The sequence below is a fragment of the Endozoicomonas atrinae genome (assembly GCF_001647025.1).
GTDB classification, from domain to species: Bacteria; Pseudomonadota; Gammaproteobacteria; order Pseudomonadales; family Endozoicomonadaceae; genus Endozoicomonas; species Endozoicomonas atrinae.
Map to the genome: position 1 here is coordinate 1 of NZ_LUKQ02000014.1, position 24,617 is coordinate 24,617.

At 42.2% G+C, this 24,617-nt stretch carries 17 protein-coding genes; 6 read left to right on the forward strand and 11 right to left on the reverse strand.

Annotated elements, in window-relative coordinates:
• Positions 1 to 81 precede the first annotated feature (81 nt).
• Positions 82 to 1,227 carry a solute carrier family 23 protein gene (locus tag AK963_RS03415; RefSeq protein WP_238593631.1) on the reverse strand — a complete coding sequence of 382 codons (1,146 nt, stop codon included), beginning with the start codon at positions 1,225 to 1,227 and terminating at the stop codon, positions 82 to 84.
• 346 nt (positions 1,228 to 1,573) lie between these two features.
• On the opposite strand from AK963_RS03415, the gene AK963_RS03420 reads away from it, so the two are divergent.
• The gene (locus AK963_RS03420; protein WP_066014076.1) at positions 1,574 to 2,158 is read left to right on the forward strand and encodes a DUF3605 domain-containing protein; all 585 of its coding nucleotides are present in this window, start codon (positions 1,574 to 1,576) and stop codon (positions 2,156 to 2,158) included.
• Positions 2,159 to 2,189: 31 nt separating this feature from the next.
• On the opposite strand, the gene AK963_RS03425 is transcribed toward AK963_RS03420, so the two are convergent.
• From AK963_RS03425 to AK963_RS03445, 5 genes are all read right to left on the reverse strand, one after another.
• Entirely contained in the window at positions 2,190 to 6,296 is a 4,107-nt protein-coding gene (locus AK963_RS03425; RefSeq protein ID WP_066014077.1) for a hypothetical protein, read from the reverse strand.
• Between the two features lie 124 nt (positions 6,297 to 6,420).
• Positions 6,421 to 13,212 carry a hypothetical protein gene (locus AK963_RS03430; protein WP_066014078.1) on the reverse strand — a complete coding sequence of 2,264 codons (6,792 nt, stop codon included), beginning with the start codon at positions 13,210 to 13,212 and terminating at the stop codon, positions 6,421 to 6,423.
• 360 nt (positions 13,213 to 13,572) lie between these two features.
• Positions 13,573 to 14,286: an aspartate/glutamate racemase family protein gene (locus AK963_RS03435; protein ID WP_066014079.1), complete on the reverse strand. Its 714-nt coding sequence runs from the start codon at positions 14,284 to 14,286 to the stop codon at positions 13,573 to 13,575.
• Entirely contained in the window at positions 14,283 to 14,924 is a 642-nt protein-coding gene (locus tag AK963_RS03440) for a lysoplasmalogenase (RefSeq protein ID WP_083232428.1), read from the reverse strand. The genes AK963_RS03435 and AK963_RS03440 overlap by 4 nt, the downstream gene beginning before the upstream one ends.
• 93 nt (positions 14,925 to 15,017) lie before the next feature.
• Positions 15,018 to 16,307, reverse strand: coding sequence for a metallophosphoesterase (locus AK963_RS03445; RefSeq protein WP_066014080.1), 1,290 nt, complete (start codon positions 16,305 to 16,307; stop codon positions 15,018 to 15,020).
• A gap of 300 nt (positions 16,308 to 16,607) precedes the next feature.
• Between AK963_RS03445 and AK963_RS03450 the strand changes: the two genes are divergently transcribed.
• Entirely contained in the window at positions 16,608 to 16,985 is a 378-nt protein-coding gene (locus tag AK963_RS03450; protein ID WP_083232429.1) for a NirD/YgiW/YdeI family stress tolerance protein, read from the forward strand.
• A gap of 78 nt (positions 16,986 to 17,063) precedes the next feature.
• Here AK963_RS03450 and cysQ read toward each other — a convergent pair whose 3' ends face one another.
• From cysQ to AK963_RS03465, 3 genes are all read right to left on the reverse strand, one after another.
• Positions 17,064 to 17,891, reverse strand: a complete 828-nt coding sequence (gene cysQ, locus AK963_RS03455; protein ID WP_066014082.1) for a 3'(2'),5'-bisphosphate nucleotidase CysQ — start codon at positions 17,889 to 17,891, stop codon at positions 17,064 to 17,066.
• A gap of 56 nt (positions 17,892 to 17,947) precedes the next feature.
• The gene (nudE, locus tag AK963_RS03460; protein ID WP_066014083.1) at positions 17,948 to 18,538 is read right to left on the reverse strand and encodes an ADP compounds hydrolase NudE; all 591 of its coding nucleotides are present in this window, start codon (positions 18,536 to 18,538) and stop codon (positions 17,948 to 17,950) included.
• 231 nt (positions 18,539 to 18,769) lie between these two features.
• Positions 18,770 to 19,462 carry a hypothetical protein gene (locus AK963_RS03465; protein WP_066014084.1) on the reverse strand — a complete coding sequence of 231 codons (693 nt, stop codon included), beginning with the start codon at positions 19,460 to 19,462 and terminating at the stop codon, positions 18,770 to 18,772.
• A gap of 391 nt (positions 19,463 to 19,853) precedes the next feature.
• Between AK963_RS03465 and yrfG the strand changes: the two genes are divergently transcribed.
• Together yrfG and hslR are read left to right on the forward strand one after the other, a co-directional pair.
• A complete protein-coding gene (yrfG, locus tag AK963_RS03475) occupies positions 19,854 to 20,510 on the forward strand; it encodes a GMP/IMP nucleotidase (protein WP_066014086.1) in 657 nt (218 codons plus the stop codon).
• Between the two features lie 92 nt (positions 20,511 to 20,602).
• Positions 20,603 to 20,992: a ribosome-associated heat shock protein Hsp15 gene (gene hslR, locus AK963_RS03480; RefSeq protein WP_066014087.1), complete on the forward strand. Its 390-nt coding sequence runs from the start codon at positions 20,603 to 20,605 to the stop codon at positions 20,990 to 20,992.
• Positions 20,993 to 21,056: 64 nt separating this feature from the next.
• Here the strand turns inward: hslR and pdxA are convergent, their stop codons facing one another.
• Together pdxA and AK963_RS03490 are read right to left on the reverse strand one after the other, a co-directional pair.
• The gene (gene pdxA / locus AK963_RS03485) at positions 21,057 to 22,067 is read right to left on the reverse strand and encodes a 4-hydroxythreonine-4-phosphate dehydrogenase PdxA (protein WP_066014088.1); all 1,011 of its coding nucleotides are present in this window, start codon (positions 22,065 to 22,067) and stop codon (positions 21,057 to 21,059) included.
• A gap of 120 nt (positions 22,068 to 22,187) precedes the next feature.
• Entirely contained in the window at positions 22,188 to 22,949 is a 762-nt protein-coding gene (locus AK963_RS03490; RefSeq protein WP_066014089.1) for a DeoR/GlpR family DNA-binding transcription regulator, read from the reverse strand.
• Between the two features lie 297 nt (positions 22,950 to 23,246).
• On the opposite strand from AK963_RS03490, the gene AK963_RS03495 reads away from it, so the two are divergent.
• Both AK963_RS03495 and AK963_RS03500 read left to right on the forward strand, forming a co-directional pair.
• Positions 23,247 to 23,981 (forward strand): paraquat-inducible protein A, encoded by a 735-nt coding sequence (locus AK963_RS03495; RefSeq protein ID WP_175404423.1) that lies wholly within the window; start codon positions 23,247 to 23,249, stop codon positions 23,979 to 23,981.
• Positions 23,968 to 24,576, forward strand: coding sequence for a paraquat-inducible protein A (locus AK963_RS03500; RefSeq protein WP_066014090.1), 609 nt, complete (start codon positions 23,968 to 23,970; stop codon positions 24,574 to 24,576). The genes AK963_RS03495 and AK963_RS03500 overlap by 14 nt, the downstream gene beginning before the upstream one ends.
• The last annotated feature ends 41 nt before the right edge of the window (positions 24,577 to 24,617 follow it).

Here is a 24,617-nt window from a genome sequence, read left to right on the forward strand (position 1 = left end):
GTCCTCTCGATTGGTCATGGCGCTGCTCCCTGCTTGATACCAACAGGAAAACAATCGGCCAGAAAAGGGTTAATCGGGAGGTCAAATTAAACTGGTGTTTTGAAGACTTATTACATCGGTGATGACATTGGGAATCTGCTGCAGGATGGCACCTACCACAGGGAACAAGCCGAGAATGACCAGAATGCCAGCAACAAAATAACCAATATAACGGCTGGCCACACCAGTCAGTTGAATAACCCCGTTATTCTGGCTGAAAGTGGTGTTGGGGAAGGTATTGAAAATGGCAGCCAGCATGGAGTTGAATCCATCACCCAGAACACCACCTTTAATACGACGAAGGTAGTTTTTTCCCTGGATGGGCTGCCTGGAGATCATACAATTAGCGGTCAGGTCTCCGGTAGATTCAATGGCTGTGATCAGATAAATGATGGCAATGGGCAGAAAGGCGACCCAGTCAAAAGAGAAGCCATATTTGAAGGGAACGGGAATGCTGAGCCATGGTTGCTGCGAAATCGATTCCATAATGGCTGCAGTGCTGGTTTTACCCATAAACAGGGCCAGAGCCATACCGGTAATCAAACCAATGACAATGGACGACAGTCGCAGCCATTGGTTACTGGATCGATTGAGCATAATGATGACTGCCAGTACGGAACCACCCAGTACCAGGTTCTGCAGGCTGCCAAAGTCGGGTGCTTTGAATCCTCCAGCCAGATCGGTCATGCCTACCTTGATGAGTGAAATTCCGATAATGGTGATGACAATACCGGTTACCAGAGGCGTAATAATTCTTTTCAGTTTATCAAGAAACTGGGACAGGACTATTTCCACAAACGCACCCAGAAAACAGATACCAAAAATCAAAGAGAGAATCTCATCAGGGCCTCCTCCCTGACTTTTAGCAATAAACCCCGCTGCGAGCACAGAGCCCAGGAAGGCAAAACTAGTACCCTGAAGGCAGATCATGCCTGCACCAACAGGCCCAAATCGTCGGGCTTGAATAAAGGTACCCACCCCGGAAACGATAAGCGCCATACTGATCAGGTAGGGAATGTGTTCTCCCAGGCCAAGGACCCCACCAATGATCAGTGTTGGAGTAATCACTCCGACAAAACTGGCCAGTACATGCTGAAGGGCTGCGAAAAACGCCTGCGGTGCTGGTGGCCGGTCATCCAGTTGATAGATAAGATCCTGATTTCCAGCTTCTGCCTGTTCACTGTGCATATGTTTCCCCTTTCAGCTGTCACCCTGTCAGCTGTTTATTTTTTATAATTGTCAGGCTTGTTAATTGCTGACTAAATCATCAGCTTTTAGTGCTTAAGCAATTAACTGGCCAATTAGTCAGATTTACTGTCGCTTAACAGGATATGGCTTCTAACTATTTGTTTTTTCATCTGTTGATTCATGGATTGCGGTGATTGAAGAGCAGTTGAGAATTATGCTGTAGCGATAAAAATGTTACCTGCCCAAAAAGCAGGCATAAAAGTGACCCTGTTTGGTGCGCATATCTGGAGCGCTGTGTTCATTGTCCGGTCTATAGTGGAGTTATCGAAACTGACTGACTTGGAATATGAAAAGTCTTGTTAAGCCAGCACTTCTTGCCTTGGTACTCTTTGGATGTCACCAGGGAGCCCTCACTGAAGCTGTTACCTGGCAGCAGATTAAGTCCGGGCAGCTCCTGCCGGTAAGAACAACAGAAGGTCAGCGTATTTACGATGAGTATCTTGCTGAGTTGAAGGAACAGAAACTTTCGCCAGAGTTCTCTGTGTATCAGAATATCTTTAGTATGGATAAGCAGAAGGCTATCTGGTGTATAGAGAAGGGGTGCCCTGAACAATACCGGCTGGTAACCAATAACTATGGTTATTGGCTGGAGGACGGTGTCTACCAGCTGCTGATGTTTTCCACAGACCCATTCTGGGACAGGGAAGCCCTGGAACAGAAATCAGAAGAGTTGCTAAAGCTGCACTTTCCAGAGCTATTCAGTGAATCAGGCTTTGAGTGGGTGGTGCATATCAACCCCCCTACCAACCGATCGGTAAAGGGGTTGGCCCATGCCCATATTTTTTTACGGGACAGGCGGAATACACCCTCTAGACTACCGGCGTTAATACATCGACTGTCTTATAGCCGGTCATCAGTGAAGGTGGAGTAATGGTATTAGGGCCTCCAAGGTTTGTGAATGTTTAGTGGAGCTTTTCCCTTTTTATAAGATGACTGCCACCAGGCATGGCCAAAAGCTTCTGCCTATCCTTAAAGACAGAAATCCAGCGATTAATATCTTCAATAGGTTGATGGAATGTCTGAGCAATTTCTTGAGGCGTTTTTCCTTGGTTTATTTGCTTTTCAAATTTCAGTTTCCAGTTGTTGAAGATAGAATCACTCATTTTAAGAATAAATGGTTTATAAGGCTGTGAATCAATATAGGCTTTACATGTTCCTCCCATGCTTGGAACATTGCTTGCAGACGCATAAAAAATATTGAAAAAGTGGGTTGCAGCATCAACAACAATACGAGATTTGAAGGAAGCACAGGAAAATGGGTGTCCTGAAAGATAGTAGTTGTCTAACCAGGTACGAGCCTTTTCTGGGGTGATGTTATACTCCCTTGCCAGTTCATCGACATTTCTTTCATATACGTGTGTATTTTTGTCCCAGTCGGTGAATATGGCGGTTCTTTCTCTAAAGGTAGATACTGGAAATTGTTGCTCTGCTAATTTTTCGATATTTGCTCTTTTGAGCTTGTCGGATGTTGGATTATCGCCATATAGTTTATCTAACATAAAACCTGCCACAAGTAGATGTTTATCGTCTGTCTTTGACTCTTTTTCTAAATTTGAACGCCACAGTTCAATAGTGGTTTTAGGGACTTTATATTTTGTAGCTTGAAAATGAATACTTTTACGGCCTTTAACCTCTTCCTTGAAGTGTCGAACCCATCGCCGTACTGAGTCAACGTTACGTGGATAGCGCTCTTGTATCTTTATTCTTTCTTCCTGATCAAATACAGGACCATTGCCGCCATAAAGCAAACCAAGTAAATGGGTACGAAGATAGATGCTGTTATTTCTCTCTTTACCAGATGGTAATGGCTCAGGATGTTCACTGCCAAAATCACTGGAAAGTTCAATAGCAGTTTCATCAGCGATTTTCTGGCGCTTGGACTCAGTATGCTCTGAAACAATGGAGCTGACGTCTGTGACTGTTAAATGGGGGCGTTTTTTTCCTCTTAAGTTTGACGCTCTCTCTATGGGTATATCGGTAAAATTATCTTCCCATTTTATTTGTTTCCAACGCACGGCATTTTCAATATTAGTATCAAAGTATTCGCTGAGGGCTTCAGCAGTTTTATGGATTCCTGCTTTCAGAAAGTAATCTTTCTGTGCTCTGAGGTCGGACATTGATACACTGTGATCCTGACGAATAAGTAATCCAATGGCACGATCAAAGCTGTCAGCCTGGCCAGTTTCCATGAGGTGAATAACCTGTACGAATGAACTTCTGGCGACAGGAATTTGAGCCCTAAATTGTTGAATTAACTTCTCGATTTCGTTTTCATTAAATCCGCTTTTAAGTAGTACTCTTCTGTCATGTTCATTGTTTCTTCTTGCTCTTCTCCTAATCTCACTTAGCCGTCTGATAACTTCTTCTATATCATCACCTTCAAACTGAGCACTCAACTGTTTGTTCGGGAATCTTGAATTGAGCGCATATAAAGACTTGGTGTGTTTTAATGAAAATACTTTAAGTTTTTCCAAAAACTCAGGAGAGTGCTTTTCTATTTTTTTCATTGTTTTTGCATCCCGGTCAAGAACTGCCTTGACTTTATCTTTCTTGGATAGCCAGGTTTTTGCAGTGGATTCTTTAACCTGGCAGAATGATTTTACTTGCTCTGCCGTTTCCATATTGAGAAATTTTCGTAAATAAGTTGCCGCCCTGAATCTATCAACTTTGCAATTGATTTCTGCCAGTTTTAAATGAAGTTCATGTTTTGAATGAATGTCAGTTCTTAGTGCAGTATCAATAACAATCTTTTGCTTCCCCACATACTTCTTCTTTTCAAATCCATCAGCGAATTCAAAAACCTGAGATCTGGTTAGTCCATAAAGTTGCATGACTTTTTGAATGCTTTTATTATCGCCTTTTTCGATGGCCTCTTTTAATGTTCCGATAACCGTATTTATTCTTCTTCCAATAATATCATCGTTAATGAAATTAAAATTAGGAAACAACACATGCTTTATGTTTAAGAAAGATAATCCATCTATAATGGATAATTTTAACATTTGAGCTGTGTGTTTTCGTAAAAGCTGGTTCTTTTCTACCTTTTCGTGTGTTTTTCTCTGCTCCAGAGAGGTGAGCCTGTATAATTTATCTAGATGGTCTCTAGTAATACCAAAATGATGACAAAATTCACTCTCTAATAATACCCTTCTTTCTGGGCTTGCTCTAGATAGTAAATCTAAGTTTGGCAGTATGTATTTTTTTTTGAAGTTATAGAGTCTGCCATGTCGACTTGTATCATTAATATGATCTCTTTTCTCTATTTTTTTAATCAGCAATAGGCAAAGACCTCTGCTTTCCTTCTTTTCCATAATAGGGGGGGTGCGCATTTTACTTATTTTTTGCTCTCTATCCTCTTCGAGTTTTTTTAAAGATCTTCTAGATTTTTCTTCTTGTAACTCACTCAATCGCAAATAATTTCTATGCTCATCAATAACAGTTCTGCAGCTTAGGTCATATATGTGACCTCTAAAAGCTTTCTTCGTTCTGGCAGTTGTAGCGCCCTCTGAAAATATTTTACCTGCTATTTTTGGCAGACTGATATCTTTAGCTTCATTTAATGATGAAAGCTTCATCAATTGTTTGTCTTCTGGGCTCTTCGTGTTTCTATTCTCAACCTGATGCACTATTAATTGTCGTATAGTAGGTATCCCCCAGCTATCGTCCCATTCGCTATTCCAGTGTGTATCAAAGTGATCCGATGGTGGTAAAAGGTCTAATCGACGACAATCCATTAATGTTCCGTGACACTCCTTAGGATCCCGAAAATCTTTTATTAAAGAGCTGATGACCAGTTGTTCAGTCAAGCGACGGATAGTACTCCGATCTGTTGGACTCACAGGTGTTGAGTCAATAATGTCAACTTGTTTAACCTTCAAAGTTGCTGATCTAAGTTGAGATAATGGAACTTTATGCCCCATTTCTTTAGTAACCATCATGACAAAATTATGGAAATCATCGTTATCATAATTTTGAATGTAGAAGGAAGTTGGCACTGTATCGGAATGTCCGGAGAAATATGGATCGTAGAGGTAATAGCCTCTGAAGCCTGGTGGAAAAGGGAAGCGGCCATGTGCTCCTACCGAAAGAGTCTCTGAACCAGTCACCATTACAGTATTAAAAGACTCAGACATTTCTGGATCATTGACAACAACTGGACTTTCTAGCTCAGAGGATTCTATTGTATTACCTGAATCAAGGCGTTCAGGCTTAACGTCAGGAACAGTATTTTTTATTCTATCTGTGGAGTGGACTTTACTGTCTACTTTAATCAGTTGGAAAAAATGATTATAAATCACTTCTCCATCAAGCATGAATTCATACATGTATGTAGCCAGCTTCATATGAGGCTTTTTCAAACTTGGTGGCATATCATGCCAGCATTCTTTAGACAGGTAACAGTAACTATCACATCTGCCAACTTTATGTAATCGAAGATTAATTCCCATGGCTAATGAGAAATTTTTGTTATCATTATTGAAGCAGGGGATAGCTTCTAACTGATCCTGTACCATTGAAAGTCGCTTATATCGCTGTTTACGCTTAGTAACTTCTATCTTAGGATCTTTACCCTGTTTTCTTCTTCCAGGTATTTCTTCTCCATCTTGGTAGAGAAGCTCTTTTGATTTTTCAACTCTTCTTGATAGTTCATTACATGCTAATCTGAGCTCTCTGGCTGACTCCCGTGTTAATCTATGTGGCTGCTCATAAAAATAAGATACTTCAGTATCTGTCTCATACTTTACTTTTTTATTTGAAGGCCCACCAGAACTGACTTGTGCAATAGAATCATGCGGTGAATCGAATTTAGCACTTGTTGTAAGCCTTGAGGCTAATCTTTGAACGTCTGGCTTAATATCAACTTCAGGAAGGTGAGCCAGGTATTTTTTACTATTGTCATGGGGTTTTATTTTGGTTGTTGTTGAGTTGTCAAAGGTGTCAGGTGCCTGTTTAATTTGTGTAGGTTGGAATAAATCGAAAATGTTTCTGTTGCTTACTGGAAGAGACATGTTTTCACCAGATAATAAATTGTTTGAAATTTGTATGATTGTTTATTTATTGCTTTTAATAGGTTATTTGATGTTGTTTTTTTAAATTACATATTTTAGAAATATAAGTATGTTATTAATAATTTTAGGAAAGCTTAGGCCCCAGAGATTCAGTGATAGAGCTAACACCAAACTTACTTGATGCGATCATCACAGGAAATGCATATTTATGAACAGATTGTAAAGCTGAAAACCAGTCATCATAAGTACGTATGGGAGGTTTTATATCATCAATGACAAGCCATCGATTAGCATCTCTTTGGATTGCGACGTAATGTCCTTGAGTTCCTTCATCATTGGTAAAGTAAACAACCATTGTCTCGAATCTGTACCAGCATTGATAAAAATTATTATCTGTTGAGCAATGAAAACTAATATTGATCATGTCGTTACTATAATTCAGAATAGGTGTTATCAGTTCAGATATTCTTTTCCTGGTCCAGGTTAATTGATTATTTGTTACTAAGTAGGGATAAGCAAAAGATAGGAGCATTACTGGAGGAGCTGAAGCCATTTCAGGATAAGATAGCTCCATGACTACTTTCTGCACATTTGGCCTGTTTGTATTCGTCAAAGATTTTAGATATACAGTTTGCAATGTATCAGTATTTTTCAGCTCATCAAGTCGCAGATTCATTTCATGCATAAAATGTTCACAACCATCGACTTGGCTATGAAAAGTCCAGTCAGATCCATCATGAGAATAGACTTCTTTATATTGTCTGATTGGTGGGAATAAAAAAGTTTCAAATGGTTTACCTTGGTATCGATACGAGGGGGTGTATAAATCATGAATATTCTTGATCAACGTTAATAACTCGTTACAGAAATGAACTGCATCACTGAACTCTGATTGAAAACTACCACTCCGATAATAAGAAGATCCATACCTGTTCTTTTGTTCAAAAAAAACCTTAAGCTGGGTGCTTTGATAACTATTTAATAATTCGTTTAGAGCATAGTTAATAGGATCTGCTCCAGTACTACCTTTAGCTTGCTGCATTTTTGGAAGAATTTCTGACAGATTTTTAATAACCTGATACTCATTAAACTGGCCACTGTAGAGAATGCTTTGCTCTTCACACCGCTCTGTAAGTGTTTGCAAATACATTCTAATATTTATAGAAGAATTGATGCCAAACAGCAGTTCAATTACTGCATTATGAAAACAAAGGCCCTTACTATTGAGAAGTACCGGGTTGCCATTTCTAACAACTTCTACCAGCGGACCGTCATGTACAGCAAGTGGTGCTGGAGCGTCAGAACGTCTTTGAATCTCTGCCAGCAGGCGTCTTTTAAAATCTTCGGATGCTTTAAGGCAGTTACTATGGCTATCACTCAGGACGCTTGATAGCAGAAGAGGCTGAGAGCTGGCAGGTGTTAAGTCATTTCCGAACGTATTATTAAACAGAGTATCTACGTTAAATGCTCCAGGTGAAGCAGCTGAAAAATCTGTATCGCAGAGAAGGTCTTCTAAAGAGCAGTTATTATCTTGGGTATCTAAAGTGGGTGGCTGAATTGCTGGAAGGAGTGAAGCCTGGCTGTTTCCCTGTTGTTGAAAGCCGATGGAATCATGAGTCAAAGTAACTCTTCTGGTACGAACCTGCTCTACCACCATGCTTGGTCTTGGTTGATTCATCGTATGAAATCTACTTGATGTTGAGGATAACAGCGGTGAAGGATCTGATGAACTATATGGCTGCTGGAGTCCTGGGATAAGAATAGAGCCTTGTTGTAATTGGTCGAATAGATCGTCGGTAAAATCAAAACCTGTTATATGGCTTGTACTGGCTTGATCAGCTCTATTTTGGAGCGCAAGTGTATTTAATGCCGCGGGCACAACCGGTGCTACTGCCCATGGTTGTAGAGGATCAGTAAGATCAGAACTCTGAAATTGCTGCTGGCTTGCTTGGGGGGGGAATAGCTGTTGGCCTAACCTTTCGCGAAGAGCTTTATTTTGTTCTTCTTTTTCCTGTAATAGTTTATTTGCATTTTGCAACTGTTGTCTTAAGTTTTGAGCTATACCTGAATCCATCTGAACTAAGTGTATGTTCTGGTTTAATGTGTTACTGGTCACATTCGCATTGTCTTTCGCCCGGTCATTAGCTGCTGTTAATTGCTGTTGCAGTGAAGTAAGCTGTCTATATTGAGTTCTATTTTCATTTTCAAGAATTTTATTCTTTGTCTCCATGGTAACTAGCTCTGCCTGATAGCTCCTCTCTCTTTCCTCTGCCCCTGTTAGCTGTGAAATTTTTGATTCGATACTCCGTTCAAGTGCTGACTTTACCTTTGAAAGAGTACTTTTTTCTTCCAGTAGTCTATCACGCTCGGACATCATTTCTTCAAATGCTGATTTTTTTGATGATAACTCTGTCTGAGCCGTAGCCAGCTCGAGTTGGACCTCTTTGGATGCTTTTCTAACTACTGATAACTGTCTTTCAAATAAGGTTTTTGATGATTTTATTGCTTCTAATTGTTGTGCTGTGCTGTCTTTATCGGTATTTGATAATTCTAGATCTGCTTCTGCTTTAATTAATTCACGTCTCAATCTATGGTTTTCTTTTCTGTATTCCTCAATTTTACTGTTTGTATTTGAGTCACTTTTTTGTGCTGAATCAAGAGTGTTTCTTGCCATATCCAGCTCTGCTGTGAGCTTTGAATTTTGCTCTGTAAGGTATGACAGTTTTTGTCTTAAACTCGTATTGTCATCTTGAACTCTCGTAATGTTAGTGACTTTCTGTTCAAAGTCAGCCGTTTTAGCCTGCGATTTTTCAAGTTCAGATTTAAGAGATCTTTTCTGTTTTTCTAATTTTTTCAGGCTTTTTTGGGTGGATTTTAGCTCCGATTTTAGCCGATTGCTTTCATCATTGAGTTGATTTATTATTTCTAATATTGATTTTTTCTCGTCATTTAATTCTATTTGCTGCCGTAATTTGAGTTCCTGGTTTTGTATGGAATCAAGAACCGATGTTACGGACTTTAGTTCTTTTTCCTTTTCTGATAGATCTTGTAGTAGTTGAGCTTCCTGTGACCTAACAGATTCTAAACATTTTTCTTGCTCATCAAACAAATCTTTAACACGAAGAGATTTTCTCTCAAGCTTTTCATATTTTTTTTGCTCTTCAGTTAGTGATTTTTCTAAATCCATTATTTTCTCTTCACAGGATTTAATGACTCCTGCTTTATTTTTTATCAATTTTCTTAGATGGCTGTCATCAGACTTTATGGTTGATTCTCTTTGAGCTTTTACAAGGTTCTCTTCTAGTCTGGTTATTTTTTCTTTGTGTTTCTGTTCATCATCTTGTAGTTTTTTAATATTTTCTTGCAGTTGTGAAATTTTATCGGAAAAATCTTCGTTTAATTGTTTGATTTCCTCTTTCTTTTTCTCAGAAAATGTTTTTTGTTCACTTTTTAGTTTTTCCTCTAAGGAGGATTTTTCAGCTTGAGTGTCAAGCAGTACCTGTGTTACCGTCGATAGCTCCAGTTCAAGATCTTGTAGTTTTGTATCCAGTGATTCCTCTTTTTCTTTATGTTCTTTTAGTCTACTATTGAGGTCTTTTATCTCTTCTTTCTTTTCTAATAAATCATTTTGCAATGAAGTAATTTCTTCTCTTAACTGGCTGCTTAGTGTTTTTGAGATATCTAATAGTGTATTTAACTCTTCAGTATCGGCCAGTCTTTCCTCAGATGATTTTAATTCGTCCTTTGTCTTTTTTAATGACTCTTCTAAGTGCATCTTGCTGGTTTTTAAATCGGATATTTCTTGGGTTTGTGATTTTAATGTTTCTTCAAATTCTTCTGACTCTTTTTTAAGTCTGTCTATATGCTTCTGATAATCAGCAGATTTATCGGCTTTTGCTTTGATTTTAACTTCAGACTCTTTAAGATCCTCTTTTGACTGTTTTAATGCGTGCTCAATTTCTTTTTTGTTTTGTAGAGATAATTCCAATTCTGTCTCTTTCTCATCTAAACTGTCCTTAAACTCTTTGTGTTCTTTTTCAAGTCTGGTTAGGTGATTTTGTAAATTTGATAATTCCTCCTTCTTACCAGCAAGATCATCCTCCGATATTTTTAGTCTTTCTTTCGACTCTCGTAATGACTCTTCGAGACTTTTTTCTTTCTCGCTTGAGTGTTCCATGTGTGATTTTTGTTCATCTAGTCGTAGCTGTAACTCTTTATATTCTTTTTCAAGCGTGCCTAGGCGAAGCTGAAGGTCTAATGATTCTTCTGTTTTTCTTTTGAGCTCATTGTTAGATATTTCAAGCTTGTCTTCTGACTCTCTTATTGAATGCTCAAGTTGTTTTTCCCTGTTTTTTGAGGATAGTAAACTTGATTCCTTTTCATCGATTTGTGCTTGTAGAATTTTATGTTCGTCCTTCAGTCTGACGATACGCTCCTGTAAATTTGAAGATTCTGAATTTTTTGTTGAAATTTCATCTTCCTGGCTTTTTAGCCTTTCTTTTGATTCTCGTAATGACGCTTCGAGGTGCTTTTTATTTTCTCCTGACCATTCAATATGCTTTTCTTTTTCTTCCAGCTCCCCCTGAAGTGTTTTGTGTTTTTTCTCAAGGGTTGCTATATGATCTTGCAAACGTGAAAGTTCTCCTGTTTTGCTTGTTAGTTCGTTTTTTTGTTCTTCTATTTCTTTTCTTAGCTCTTTTTTCTCATTTTGTAGTGTAGTTATGGTTTTTTGAAGAGATGTGAAAGTTTTCTTTTTGGCTTTTTCCTGTTGATCAGACTCTTCTATTTGCCGTTTAAGGCAGTCAATTCTCTCAGTAAGGTGATTGTTTTCTTCTGTTAAAGATAATCGTGATCTTCCGTCCTCCTCTTTTATTTTTAGTGTTTTTCTGGCTTCATCCAAATCATGCTCTGCTGATTTTAATTTTTCTTTATATTCTTCAGAAATGCGTTGCGCTGATTGTGTATGCTCTTTGAACTCAGTTGCTTTCTCTCTGGATTTTGTTAGTTGATGTTCTAGTTTTTTTATTTTCTTGGTTGTGATTTCCTTATCCGTAGTCAACTCTGCTATTATTTTCTTGAGAGTTTCTTTTTCTTTCGTCAGGTTTGCTGTTTTTTCTTCACTATCATTTAGTTTTGATTCAAATTCTATTTTTTTAGCTATTGCTAGTGATAATTCATTTTCTAGATGATCCTGCTTTTCTTCTAGTTGGGCGACCAATTCAGAGTGCTCTTGCTCTTCCTTAGGCTCAAATTTTTCAGCATCAGATTCAGAAATTCTAATATTAACGGAAAGCTCTCTTTTACTTTTCTGTGAATGGACTTCTTTTTCCCATTTAGATTGAGTATCTGATTTTCTTGATTTTTTATTTGGTGTTTTTTCTAGATCTTTTTTCGGTTGATTAGGGTTTGACGCGATTTTTCTTTTCGATGGTATCGGGGTAGTGCATTGTTCTGGTTCAGTATGAGAAGGTCTGGGTTTTTTACGGGTATGGTGCTTTGGTGTTACTGTTTCTGGAGAGAAACAGGCTCTTAGTGCCTCGTAATCTATATTTTCTCCTATCTCGCCAATATCAGGAACTGTACCAGTGGGTATAGAACTTACACCTGGTTTAAAGGCTATCAGAAAAGGGAAAATAGAGCAGTATTCGTGCTCCTTTTGCCATAATTCTTCATCTCTGAAACCATCTCTCTGAGTCTTCACGAAGTCCACTACGGGAAAATAGTATTGTTTATGTTCCATTATTGCGGCTAAAAGAAACTCATATTTCTCAATATCACTTTCAGTCAGCCCATATTTTTCAGGATGAGCAAATGGGAGCATTAATGTGGCATACAGTTGCTCTGAATTCAGTTTGTTTTTCGTTGTACTTACATTAAACTCGGTCGTGGCGACAGTTCTTCTTATGGGTACTTTGGTTTTCGGGTGAACATCATTTGTCTCATTTTGACTTGGGGGGTTTGGCATTATTTGAATAAGTTCTTTCAGTACCAAGTGGAAAATATCAGAAACATCAGATGTTGTGCCTGTACTTTGTAAGGGGTCATAACCTTGATAGGAGGTATCGATAAGGTTTAAAATTTCATACCACTGATTTTCCCCAAAGAGAGCTCTGCCTTTATCGTGAATTTCATTAGCTTTCAGAAACTGACTGCAATGCCTAATGGTCAATTTACTCCCATCTGATTTGTTTGGTTTTGGATCCTGCAACGAGGAAATCAGTTTTTCTCTGAGAGCTTCTGCTGAAACTTCCCATCCTTTTCGGTCTATATATTCTGCTAAAAATAAATCCAGGCACTCCCATGCTGTTATTTGTTTTTTACCTGATTTGTATTGAGTGTCATAAGAGAATAGCTTTTCACCATTATCAAGTCCTCTGAGTAATAAGTTTTTTGCCTGATCCCACTCAAAACTAACAGTGGTTATTTTATGTGGCTTATTGTCCCATTTAACGATCACAGGTTTGCTATCTATGTTCCCTCTGGAAGGTTCTGGTGCCCATTTAGAGAATATTTGAAGATCAACAATTGGCTTTTTACTGCCTTCATGATATAGAGGGCTGAAAGCATCTAAAATGCTAATAAACGCGTCCCAGAAATCACCAAAGAGATCTTTTCCTGGTCCTTGCCTTGCTACTGAAGTTAACTCTTTGAATATTTTTTGCTGGAGATGAGCTACCTTCAGAGCTGAAGATGTGGAGGTTTGGCGTGCTTTCAGCGTCTTTGCAGGACGAGAAAGTTCATCTATGGCTTGCGATGTGCGGCGTTTTCTTTGAGTAGTTAAATCAGAGGACTCTGCCTTTAGCTCGTGACGGCCCATCGTGGCTCTTGTTTTATTTTGTCTGCTTTTCCTCTCACTTTTATAAGAAGCTGTTGTAACCGTCTCGCTGAAAAGAGGCTGGGCTGATAAATTTTCCATGATTTTCAGGTTATGCTCTGAGTGACTGCGTTTGCATCGCTTAATATAAGCAGACAATGTAACGTAGCCACATATATATTCTTATGTGACCTGCTGCTTAATGGCCTGCATTCAACCTGCATTCTGTTTTAAAAAATACTGTTATATCAGGAGATAACTGATTTTCAGGTTTCGTGCACCAGTATTACTAATGCCTGTTAAAGGAGCGATTTGAATTACCATACGATTATACGAACGTTAGAATTCCAAAATTTAAGAAAGTTCCCAATGTTTGTTTTGGGCAAGGAGTTCATTTTTATGGAAATGGGCTCGAGGGGGATGGAGTATTCCTGCCCTCTTCGAAGCAAACGGTATTTATCGTCAGAACAAAGAATTGCTATTACTTCCTAATATCCAGTTGATAGCGGCTTCTGCGTGGATTTGAGTTGTGTCATAAAGCGGAACAGAGGCATGTTCCTGTTGAATCAGCAGGCTGATTTCCGTACATCCCAGGATAATGGCTTCAGCTCCCCGTTGCTGCAGATTTTCAATGATATCGATATAGGACTGACGGGATGATTGCTGAATGTCCCCCAGGCAGAGCTCGTTATAGATGATATCGTGGACTGCTTTTCTCTGGGGCTTGTCTGGCGTGAGAACCTGCAGACCATAGCGCTCAGTTAACCGGTCTTTGTAGAAGTCCTCTTCCATGGTGAATGCCGTACCCAGCAGACCAACGGTTTTGATACCATCAGCTACCAGCAGCTGAGCAGTAGCATCGGCGATATGAAGCAGTGGGATCGATAGCTCATACTCAATGGCTGGAGCCACTTTATGCATGGTATTGGTACAGATCATCAGACCTTCTGCACCAGCGGCCTCCAGGCTTTTTGCCGCATTGGCGAGTAACACTCCAGCTTCATCCCACTTTCCTTGATGTTGCAGCTGCTCTACTTCCGAAAAATCCACGCTGTAGAGATAAATTTTGGCTGAGTGGAGCCCCCCCAAGGCCTTTTTTACACCCTCATTAAGGAGTCGGTAATAGCTTGCAGTGGACTCCCAGCTCATTCCGCCAAGCAACCCAATCGTCTTCACAAATGTTTATCTTCTGGCTTAATCATTCCGCTCACGATCATATACTGGGCCAGATAATAGGTCACCATAATTGCAATGCTGGCATAAGGGAGTGGTTGTATGAACTTATTAATGGCAATCAAGCTGTCAGATAGAGCAAACGTACTGGCACCCACAAACAACCATTGCCATGGTCGATTGCAGAACGCTGCGCCAAGCACCATTGCACTGATGGCGATTAAATAGGCAGTTACCGGAATAAGGAGTTCTCCACTGGCTGGTAAAATAAACCAGGCAAGGGTAAATGCAATGGGAATATAGCCTGCAGCCAGCCATTGTCGTTGGCTATTAAATCTGCAGTGTTGCCAGAAAAGGATGGCATAAGTCACCTGTGCTATTAAAAAACTGGCCAGGCCAGGAACAAAGAAATCCCCAATGGCACCATCCAGGGCCAGTAAGATGTCCCCGCCGGCAGAAAATAAAATCGCAATTATCATACCGGTTCGAAGTTTTCCAGATAGTGACAGCCAGATGGGGATTAGCAGCAGAAATATGGGGGCTGACTTTGCTACAACGGCCAGCAGGACTGGCAGCTGATTCATCAGCAGAATGTAAATAATGGCCAGAGTGCAGAAGATAATACTGATAGCTTTTGACATGACTTCACTATTCTTATTGTTAGAACAGTGGAAGATTATGATCTGATCTTAACCTCAGGCCAAGGGGGGCTGTGTATATACCCCGACAGGCTCCTAGTACAGCGGGTATGTTCCTTTGTCGATTAACTCGTAACTTGCGCCCTGATCACTTTTCACAATACTGACATCAAAGTGATCTTCTTTAAACCGGACCAGCATGTACTTCTGGAATACCGCTGCACCTCCCAGAAAAACAGGGAGGTGCTTACCTGGCCCATAGAAATTCCACAGGGTATGAAAATTGACCTGGCCTACATAGGAGTGCAGGTGTCCGGCAAAAATAGCGGAAACTTTATATCGACGCAGGATATCTTTTATCCCATCGGTAAAACCGGATATATGGTAGTTCAGGATGATATGTTTTCCTTCTTTGCTGGCCTGTTCCAGGTCTTTGGTTAGCCACTCCCTGGCGGATTGAATAGTAAAGTAATCTCTTCGGGCCTTTCCAAAGTTCCAGCCATCCCATTGCGCAGTATAGGTTGGGTAATTATTGAGTTGAACGAAATGGATGTCACCAATATCCCAGGAATAGGCAAAGCTTTTGCTGTACTTTTTTTTCAGCGATGGGAACTCGTAATAAGTCCCTGTACTGTGATAGTCAAAACTTCGGACATTCAGGGTTTGGACATGATCTTTCAGGTAAAGAATCATTCTGGAAGCGCAGTTATTCACAAAGCAGTCATTCACATTGTTTGAAATGTCATGATTGCCCAGACCTGGATAGACATTCATTTTCAATTGCTTGTGGTACAGCTCGTAATAGGCATTGAATTGCCAGTCATGACCAAAAGCCGTTAAGTCACCATTGATGACTACGCCAGCGAACTGCTCTTTCCCAAGATTGCTCTTTAATGCATTTAGGCTTTGTACATGATTTATATTTTCCTGCCAGGCTTTATCCCGGTCATCGCAGTTTTCCTCTGGTGTTTTACATGACCATGGGTACTGAGGATCTGACATGAATGCCATATAAAAATCGCGATAGTTGAATGGGATCAGCCGTGCATAGGAAAAAGAGTCATCCAGCTCTTCTCCCACGTTGGTTGCAGAGCTGTAATAGGTTCGGCAAACACCATTCCCATCGGGCTCGTCACAGGCCTCCAGTGCCTGATCTGGAGCCAGCTGGATTGATGTTATCGAATCATCAGCAAAATGCTGATTGCCATAGAATTCCTGTGAGCCAGCATCAGTTTCACACAGAGAAAATACCTGGCCAGAATATTGAGAGTGTTCATAGAGGTTTGTGCAGTCTTCTTCTGCGGCAATGGAGTGATTCATTAAAACCATGCCCAGAATGAATGATGAAAGTCGCGCAAATAAGTTCTGGATTTTAAGGTTGGGCATTGTGGCCTCTTATTTTTGAACAGAAAATGTTGTTCAGAGCTTTTTTTATTATTTTCCTGATATTATTTTTAATTAACTAACACTATGAAAAAGCTAAAAAATATATCGACAGGTGATTGTTCTCTTTGAACAAACCAGGGAACTCTTTGCTATTCTGTACTGGGTCTTAATTAGCATGGATTTTGTTTGAGATTTGCTACGAAAAACAAATGGCTTTTGTTTTCAGAGGGTTAAATGGATATTGCATCATAATCCGGTACTGCCGAATAATCATATATGGATTGAATAGAGATAAGTGTTATGACAAAAGGACGGTTATTAGGAATAATCCTGTCAGGTTTTATTGCATCGGCCTGTTCTCAGGAAAAACGCTTGGCTCTTGACGAGAGCGTCATGTTAGAAAAGCCCATGTATCACAAACACAGTGTTGAAGAAATTCTGAACGCATCAGACGATGAAGAACTGGTTAGGCTTTCTGGTGAAATTGTTAAGAAAATCAAAGGTAAAATATACCTGTTTCGTGGTGAAACAGGTGAGATTAATGTGGTTATTGATGATTCAGCCCTGCCCGATAAGCGAGTTAAGCTGAACTCTCCTACTGTTATTAAGGGTGAGGTGGACAATCCACCCGACAGAACTCCCAGGATCGAGGTGGATGATATTCATTATGTTTTTTAATCGTTATCAAGGGAACAGTTAAGTCTCGAAAAAGAGACTGCTGTTTTATTCGGGGTGTCTTTTGTAAGGTGAGCACTCTCACGAGTGCGGTGGCCAGAAACGTTGCCATTGAATAGTTTTATCACCCAGTACGAGAAAGTTGGGATTAATCAGGCTTTCTTTCATGTTATAACAGAAGCGCTGGCCATCCGGATTGAGAAACACCCCCCCGCCCCCTTCAACAATCCCCTGAACAGCACCGGTATCCCATTCAGAAGTAGGGCCAAGCCTTGGATAGATATCAGCCTGACCCTCAGCAATCAGGCAGCTTTTCAATGCACTGCCTACTTTTCTGGATGTGAGGCCCGGGTAAATAGCTTTTAGAGAGTTAAGGTAATTGCGGGCCTCGGCGGTTCCATAACTCCGGCTGCCAAGAACGATAACTTCCTTCTCTGGAGCAAATTTTCTGGGCTGAATCGTCTGAGCTACACCATCTTTCTCCTGTTTCCACGCCCCAAGGCTTCTCCCTCCCCAGTAAGTGATGTCAGTCGTGGGAATATGTACGATGCCAAGCAGAGGGTAGTTATTCTCAATCAGGGCGATATTGACTGAGAATTCACCATTTCGGTTAATGAATTCTTTGGTTCCATCGAGGGGGTCAATGAGCCAGTATCGTTGCCAGTTTTTTCTTTCCTGCCAGGGGGGATGAGCCGATTCTTCAGAAAGCAGAGGGTACTTTATGGATAAACTGTTAAGCCCATCAACAATGACAGCATTTGCCGCAAGATCAGCATTGGTTACAGGCGTCGTATCTGCTTTGGTTTGTACCCCGAGATCATCCTGATGATAAACGGCAAGAATACGCTTTCCTGCCTCTCGGGCAATGTGAACTAACTCAGGAGTTAAATACTCAAGATCGCTGCTCATATCTCGTACTCGTCTTGCCAAAGATGGGTTAGGTTCTGTTGACATAAGGTTGCTGGCTAATTGTGAATATTTCCTAATAACCCAGCGTTAAGTTGCTCGCGTACCAGAAAGAGTGCTGCGATCACTCTTGCTTCAGTAAAGTCTGGCCGAGCACACAGTTCCATCAACTGATCAAATGAAAAAGTGTCTACTTCCAGGGGTTCAGGCTCATCTCCCTCCAGCCTCTCTTTATAAAGATTCTGAGCTACCATAATATGAATACTTCGTTTCATATAGTTTGGTGAGAGGGTGAAGTCTCCAAGGTGATGCCAGCTGCGAGCACCAAAACCGATCTCTTCCTTTAGTTCTCTGTTGCCCCCTTCTTCCAGAGTTTCCCCGGGCTCAGCAAGGCCTTTCGGAAGGGTAAGCTGGTAATCTTCGGTTCCGGCAGCGTATTCCCTGATCATCATGAAACGCTGATGATCGATCAGTGGCACAACCATAACGCCCCGGTGTCCTGTCTCAAACTCCCCCAGACGTTCATAGATACGTTCTTCACCGTTTGAGAATTGGATATCCAGCTCTTCAATCCTGAAGAGGCGGGTACGGGCAATTTCCCTGCAAGCGCGAATCTCTGGCTTATTTTTCTGTGGAATGTGTTCCGTCATGATTTCCTGATGGTATTTGCTTGAAATATCTGGTCATTATAGTGGGCATAGGTAGCTGGTCATATGGAATCAAAATATTTCTGACTGATTGGGTGGGTGCTTTGCATGACGTAACGAAAGAGGGGGCGCAAGGAGCCTGCTGGGTTTAACCGGCGACCGTAGCGAGAAAAAGTTCGGCAGGCTCCTGGAAAACACTATCCTGACCTGCATTAGCAAGAGGATAGGGGCTGTTCACTTTGCAGCTGCCTGACTGGTTTCAGCAAAGGTCTGTGCCAGAAGCAAAATATTCATAAGCTCGTCCAGGGTATCTTCGAGAAACCATCCCAGTGGTCTCCACTCTCCTGCAATGTTGACAAACTCCATGGTTTCTTCAGAGATATCATCCGGGTCAGTGGTATTTGAGTCTAATTCCACATAAGTCAGGATGGCTTCTTTGCCATTATTGGAAAGCTCAATGTTGGTGATGTTTGGATAGGCAATATTGATGGGCATGCCGAGGCTCAATGTCAGCTTGTCAAACATATGTGTATATACAGTGGCGATAAAATCAGCAGGTGGAAGCGCTTCAAGTCGACCCGCTACCTCAGGGATCGCTTGTTGAAACTTGTTGATTTTATCCCTTTTCAGAAAACGGTACTTGAAGTTGGTTTGGGCCTCTTCACTGTAAAAGGAGGCAAGTTTTGAATAGTCCTGCTCTCTTACGCTGTTGAATATTCCCTCCAGAAGCCTGGTCAGTGCCTCCCTGTCTTTAGCGGTTACAGGTAAAACGCTGGTATCCGCTGGTGTCTGTTTGCTGCTTGCTTGTTTGTTTGCCTTAGCTTGAGATGCGTTCGCTTCGGGTATTCTCTGCCTGGCCTCAGCACTGGCGGCGGTGAAGAGAGCGATGAATGCAAACGTGGCCAGTGTTAAGGATAGATACTTCATTTCTGGTAACCCCGGGATTTCTGATGTTTATAACATGACGCGATGTCCAGGAGCCTGTCTGAAAAAAGCGCCCATCTGTTCGATCTTGATAAAAAAATCGGTTTTGTGAAGAGAATAGAGCTTCTATTTATCAAACAAAGCCGAATGTTTAGACCAATTTTCTGCCAACGCAGTAGGGAGCCTGTTTTCGGACAGACGCCTAGTATCCATGGATGTCTACAGAGACTAGACCACTGTGACTTTTCTGGAGTTGAAAGCACGGAATTTCATTCAGATTATGGCACTGATAAAATGGTTGGAAACGATTGAGGTATTGGTGCATTTGTTTCAGATATGACCCGTAGCCTGATAACCATTTGCTTCCTCAACATGCCTTTGATGAGATGCCATCATGATTGACTGGACTAAGATCAGCACAGTGCTGCTGGATATGGATGGAACATTATTAGACCTCCATTTTGACAACTATTTCTGGCAGGAGTACGTGCCGGACAGGTATGCAGAAAAACACGGTATTTCGTTAGCCAGGGCAAAGGAAGAGCTTAGCCCCCGTTTTGAGCAAACCTATGGCAAGTTGCAGTGGTACTGTCTGGATTTCTGGGCCAGAGAGCTGGATCTGGATATTATGGCCATGAAGCATGAGGTCACTCATCTCATCTCTTTCAGACCTTACGCCGATGCGTTTCTTCAGAATATCAAGGATCATGGCAAGCAGGTGATTATGATCACCAATGCTCATCGTGACAGTCTCTCTCTGAAACTGGAACGTCTCCCCATGGCACACTACTTTGATAAGTTAATCAGTTCCCATGACTATGGGTATCCCAAGGAAGACCAAAGTTTCTGGCGGGCACTGGAAGACGATATTGCGCTTGATAAGGAGCATGCTCTGTTTATTGATGACAATATCGGCATTCTTGACTCAGCAAAAACCTATGGCATAGCCGAGTTGCTGGCCATCCGTCACCCGGATAGTCAAAAAGGACCCTGGGAAACAGGCTCCTATAATGCTGTTGAGGACTTCCGGGAACTGTTTATTTCTTCTTAAAGAGTCATTTGCCCTGAAAAGGTTGTCTGCCTGAGGTTTTGATCTCGAAATGCCGAAGCCTTTTCACGATAAAAAGCAGTCAGGGTGACAGAATGAGTAATAGTGAAAAGATCAGACTTGATAAATGGTTATGGGCTGCACGCTTTTATAAAACCCGAAATATCGCCAAAGAAGCTATTGATGGCGGCAAAGTGCATCTGAATGGCCAGCGTTGCAAGCCAGGCAAAGAGCCTCGGGTTGGTGATGTGATAAAACTTCGGGCTGGCTGGGATGAGCGAATCGTTATCGTTAAGGCGCTTAATGATAAGCGCCAGAAGGCAGAGCTGGCTCAACAGCTCTATGAGGAAACGCCTGAGAGCCTTCAGGCTCGGGAAGAGGCTGCCGCTAATCGAAAAGCCTTGAGAGGCGCAATGCCAAGACCCGATCACCGTCCCGATAAAAAGCAGCGTCGTGAGATCCTGAAGCATAAGGCTGATTACTGATTTCAACTGGCTTCATTAGGGGCTGTTGGCGTTTTATTGCGTTAACAGCGTATCAGAGTCATTGTTAACGTAGTGAAACGTCAACAGATCCTGTCTCCGTATACTGTACGGCTACTTTGATCGCTTCCGTCAGGCTGACTTCACTGGCCTGACCAGTGCCAGCAATATTATAGGCTGTTCCGTGATCGACAGAGGTCCTCAGAAATGGCAGGCCATAGGTCATGGAAACAGTACGTTCAAAGTCCACCATTTTTGTCGCAATATGGCCCTGGTCATGGTACATGGACAGCACGCCGTCGTAGGCTCCGTTAAGCGCCTGATGAAAAACTGAATCTGCAGGAATTGGGCCGCTGATACTCCATCCTTGCTTTTTGGCCCGCATAACCGCAGGTTCAATGGCGCAGACTTCCTCATCTCCAAACAGCCCATTTTCTCCACAGTGGGGATTCAAGCCGGCAACTGCCAGCGATGGGGAATGTATGCCCAGTGACTTGAGAATCTGGTATGACTTGTAAATGCCCTTGAAAACCCGGTCTTCAATGATGGCATCACAGGCCTGTCTCAGTGACAGGTGGCGGGTAAGAAAGAAGACCCTGAGATCAGCAACCTGGAAGAGAGTAATGGGGTCATGGGTGTGAGTCAGTGATGCCAGCATTTCCGTATGGCCAATATGAGGAATTCTTGCTGCCTTGAGAGACATCTTATTGATGGGAGGGGTAACGATTGAGCTGTTTTGTTGACGTTGAACATAGTGAACAGCCTGCTCAATGAACTGGTATGCTGCCACTCCGGATGCCGCAGAGACTTTCCCAAAGATAATATTGTTGATATTTGAAATTGGGCTGTGGATCAGGTTGATTTGTCCTGGACAATGCAGGTCGGGTGGGGAGTCCTTGATCAATTGGAAACTCACCTTTCTCTTACAGATGCTGGCAGCCTGTCCCAGCCATTGCTGGTCACCAATCACTACTAACCTGCAGATTCCTGCAAGCTCTGGGCTGCATAGAGATTTGATAATGATCTCAGCGCCGATACCGGCTGGGTCACCCATTGGAATACAGATCAGGGGAGGCATTTCTGCTATCGGTCATACCAGGACCGCCTGCAAGACTGGAGAACTTTATCAGCTTAGCAGTAATGTCGGGTGTCATAAAAAAGGGAGCCTTATGGCTCCCTGAAAACACGACCCTGCTGATCAGGATGGCAGAATGATGTTGCCACCGGCTTCGCGGATTGCAGCCAGATTCTCTTCATCAAACTTGCTGTCGGTGATAATGCAATCCAGATCCTCCAGACGTGCGATGGTTTTCATGCTGGAGGCGCCAAATTTACTGGAATCAGCCAGCAGAACAGTTTTATTGGCCCGTTCCATCATTTTACGACGAATGTAGTAATGATCATTGGATGCCGTAGTCACACCATTGTTCAGGCTCCAGCTGTTGGTTGCCAGGAAGGCTATATCCGCATTGATGCTGTCCAGGAATGACAGTGCAGCCACGTCAGTATGAGCTTTGGTAATAGCACTGACGTTACCACCGGTGGTGAATACCTTTACGGTTGAAGAGTCTGACAGCTGCAGGGCAATTTTCAGGTCAGTCGTGATCACGGTGACCTTCATTCGCATCATGAGCTTGGCCAGAGCCATTGTGCTGGTGCCGGAGTCCAGCAGGACGATCTGCCCTTCACGAACCTGTTTCAGGGCTTCATGAGCGATGGATTTTTTCTCTTCGATATTAACAGCGTTTTTCTTTTCATAAGGAATGTCTTCCATCAGGAAGCTTTTGGACACGGCGCCGCCATAGGTCACGCGCAGTTTGTCTTCTTGCTCCAGGGTACGAATATCACGACGGATGGTCATTTGGGATACATCGAAACGTTCGGCCATCTCTTCGATGTTGGCACAGCCTTTTTCTTCAACAAAAGCAAGAATGTGTTCGCGACGTTCAACCGGGAGCATAGTTGTACCTCTTTAAATGGAGCATGATCAGTTTGCCCGTTCTGTTGATCTAACCGGGTAGCAAATCGGGTTTGCAGGACTCGATCAACGGTAATGACGCTTGCTGCCGATGAGTATTCAGAGATAGTAATTTCCCGTAAGAGGGGCTTACAGGGTTACCTTGCAGTAATGAACTGATAGCACTCGAATGCAGAAGACCGGTCAATGGGCATTTTGCGGGGGATTATATCACCAGAATGAGGAAGTATTCCCAACTTTTCATGCAGGAATATGGTCTTATTTGCTCTGGATTCAGGTATGGAAAATAGAACAACAATTAAAGCCCTGAGTGGTTATCTTCATAATCACCTGAAGCAAAAGACCAAAAAGGTAGCGAAGGAGGAAAAGCCCCATGAACTCCTGTGCCCTGAGTGCGATTTACTGGTGGTTATCCCGGTATTGATACAACGTCAGGTCGCGAGCTGTCCCCGTTGTTTATGTGTATTGGAAAAGCATGCCTATTACCGGGTGCAAACTCTCCTTGCATTGGTAGTAACAGGATTATTGCTCTATATACCCGCCAATATTTATCCGGTACTTACTCTGGAACTGTTTGGTCGACAGCACAGCAGTACCATATGGGGAGGGGTTGTTGCTCTCTGGCGCAGTGGCTTGCCGGTGGTTGCCACACTGGTCTTTGTGTTTGTTATGTTGGTTCCTCTCCTTCGACTGTTAATGCTGCTTCCGTTTATCTGGGCCTCCCTCCATCAGGGCGGAACCCGGTTTTCAAGGTTACTGTTCCGTGATTATCTGTTTCTCTGTCAATGGGGAATGGCGAAAATCTATATGCTGGGCGTGTTGATTTCAGCCATAAAGCTTATTGATATGGCCACTGTGGAAGCAGGGTTAGGGGTATTTTGTTACACCGGGTTGATGCTGGTTGAGATTGCCATCAGTCTGACGCTGCATGAGGAAAGGCTATGGCTTTCCCTTGGAAAAAGCAAAAGAGTTAAGGTAATAGAAGGGACTCGTACGATTAATGAATGGAATTGACCTGGGGGTTAAGCTCTGTCTTGTCTGTTATCAGATCTGTCCACAGCACCAGCGGCGTTGCCAAAGGTGTGGCGGCCGAGTGCATTTACGGCGCACGAACAGTATCGGCAGAAGCTGGGCCCTGACTCTGGCAGCAGGCCTGCTTTATATTCCGGCAAACATTTATCCAATGATGTCAGTCAGCTGGCTTGGTCAGGGGGGAGAACCAGACACCATCCTATCCGGAGTCGTGAAGCTTGTTGAGCATGATATGGTGTTTATTGCTGTGTTGGTATTTGTTGCCAGTATCCTGATTCCGCTGATAAAGCTCATGGGTATGGCGGTTTTACTCCTGTCAATTCAGTGTGGCTATGAAATGGGGTTGGGAATCAGACAGAAAATGCGATTGTACCGGCTTATTTCCTGGATAGGGCGCTGGTCCATGCTGGATATTTTTATCATTTCTCTACTGGCCGGATTGATTCAGTTTGGGCAGTTTGGACAGGTTGAGCCAGGGGCCGGTGCCTGGGCATTTGCTGCGGTCGTTATTCTCTCTATGCTGGCGAGCAGCAGTTTTGACCCAAGGTTGTTATGGGATAGCCGGAAGTCATTGTAAAAGTATTGGGGTCGCCTAGCGGTTTAGCACAGGAGGTGCTG